The sequence below is a fragment of the Chitinophaga sp. genome, from assembly GCF_036566945.1.
Lineage (GTDB): Bacteria > Bacteroidota > Bacteroidia > Chitinophagales > Chitinophagaceae > Chitinophaga.
In genome coordinates, this window is the sequence record NZ_DATCVJ010000562.1 from 1 (window position 1) to 2,023 (window position 2,023).

Here is a 2,023-nt window from a genome sequence, read left to right on the forward strand (position 1 = left end):
AAGCAGCCGCTTTATTCGCTGTTGATCAACCATGTTGCAATGATAATAATTTATGGAAATATGCGGAGCAGGAAATAAAAAATGAACTTTTGGCGGTTGAGAGTTGTTGTAATTATTCAACCGTTAACAGCATGAATATAAGGAAACTATGCTATCTGGCCGCATTGATGCTAACTTTATATGCCTGTATAAAAGATGCCCCTGTTAATCCGGAAGCAGATATAGAAACTTTCAAAATTGACCGGCAATACTTAACCGGCGATGTTTTTATAGATCAGGTAAATTCTAAAATTATATTGTCACTCACACCGGAAGCCTTTGATAGTGGTGTAGTGCCCATCATTACTGTATCCACCGGCGGTAGTGTAGTGCCAGCGTCGGGCGACTCCCTAAAATTTAATGGTAGCAGTCCAATCAAATACGTAGTTACTTCTGCCAGTGGTGCGAATAAAAAAACCTATACCATTGTGGTAGCCAACATAGGTGTATTTGCCTGGGATTTTGAAAACTGGCTGCTGAATGATAAAGATAAGTATCAGTATCCTGTGGAAATAGACAGCAGCATAACAGATACCAGTATGTTATGGTCATCCGGAAATCCTGGTATTGCCTTATCAGGTGTAAAGAAAGATCCGCTGGAATATCCGTTGCGGGCCACCACAGACGCTTACCATGGAAAATATGCTGCTGAAATGGTGACACGTGCCGGTACGGATTTATCCAATCTTGTTGGCATCAAGTTATTTGCGGGCTCTCTTTTTCTGGGCGTGTTTGATCCTACCAATGCATTTGTAGCGCCCTTGAAAGCTACGCAATTCGGACAGCCCTATCTGGGGAAACCATCCCGTTTTACAGGTTATTATAAATATCAGCCGGGAGATAAATACCAGGATAAAGCTGGGAATATTATTGCGGGCATGAAAGACAGTTGTTCCATTTACGCGGTGTTATATTCAGGAACTGTACGCCTGGACGCGACTAATATTAACACGTCCAACAGGATACTCGCGCGTGCAGCTATACCGGATGGCGGCCCCAGGGCCGGATGGACAAAATTTGATGTGCCGTTTGTAGATGTACAGGCCTATTCCGGCAATGATAAAATGATGATGGCGATTGTAGCTTCTTCAAGTAAAGATGGGGATACTTACAAAGGGGCCGTAGGCAGTCGTTTGGTGCTGGACAGTCTGGAGATTGTGCCGCAATAAATTTTAACTATATCTGAGATTATGAATATAAAAATATCAGGACTGTTGCTGGGAATGCTGATGACAGCGACTACCTTATTTGCACAGGATAACGGAAACGAACAAACGAAAAATATCGGATTTAAACCTACGCTGGAACATCGTATCCTGGCGGGGTTTAATTTCGGTGCAACCGCACCGGTGGGCTTTCCAAACACCATCCGTAAAATAGAGGGCTACTGGCCGGAATTCAGCCCATCTCTGGGATATGAGTTGTCGTACCGTGCTACCTCCAGATGGGGGGCTGCCATAGCGATTAAACTCGATTACAAAGGAATGGGTACGAAAGATAAAGTACAATATTTTCCTACCATCATTACTACCAAGGATGGTGGCCGTTTCGAGGGCGATTTTAGTGGGGATAACAAAACTATTGTACGTAATGCGTACGTGTTTTTTCCGATCAGTGCGGTATTTACACCTAACGACAAATGGCGCTTTAATTTAGGCGGATATGTAGCATGGCTGTTCAGTTCCAATTTCCATGGTACCGTTTCCGATGGCTATATCCGCAATGGTGGCCCTACCGGGGAAAAGGTGATCATTTCAGAAGCGACGTTTGATTTTGGTACGGAAGTGCGTTCTTTCGACGCTGGTTTGCAGGGCGGTGCCGCTTACAAGGTGGGGAAAAAACTCAGCATTAATGGTAACCTGAACTGGGGCTTGCGTCCTATCTTTCCAAGTGATTTCAAGGGGATGTCGTTCCCGTTGTATAATATATATCTGACACTGGGCGTAGCGTATAAGATATAGCTTTTAGCTGTTAGCTTTTAGCT

Annotated in this window: 2 protein-coding genes; both read left to right on the forward strand. The window is 44.0% G+C overall.

Features of this window, described 5'->3' with window-relative positions; all coding sequences use genetic code 11:
* Nucleotides 1-1,208, forward strand: a 1,208-nt coding sequence (locus VIP81_RS17095; RefSeq protein ID WP_331963480.1) for a PCMD domain-containing protein, incomplete at its 5' end; no start/stop codon positions are given.
* Nucleotides 1,209-1,229: 21 nt separating this feature from the next.
* The gene (locus VIP81_RS17100) at nt 1,230-2,000 is read left to right on the forward strand and encodes a porin family protein (RefSeq protein WP_331963483.1); all 771 of its coding nucleotides are present in this window, start codon (nt 1,230-1,232) and stop codon (nt 1,998-2,000) included.
* The last annotated feature ends 23 nt before the right edge of the window (nt 2,001-2,023 follow it).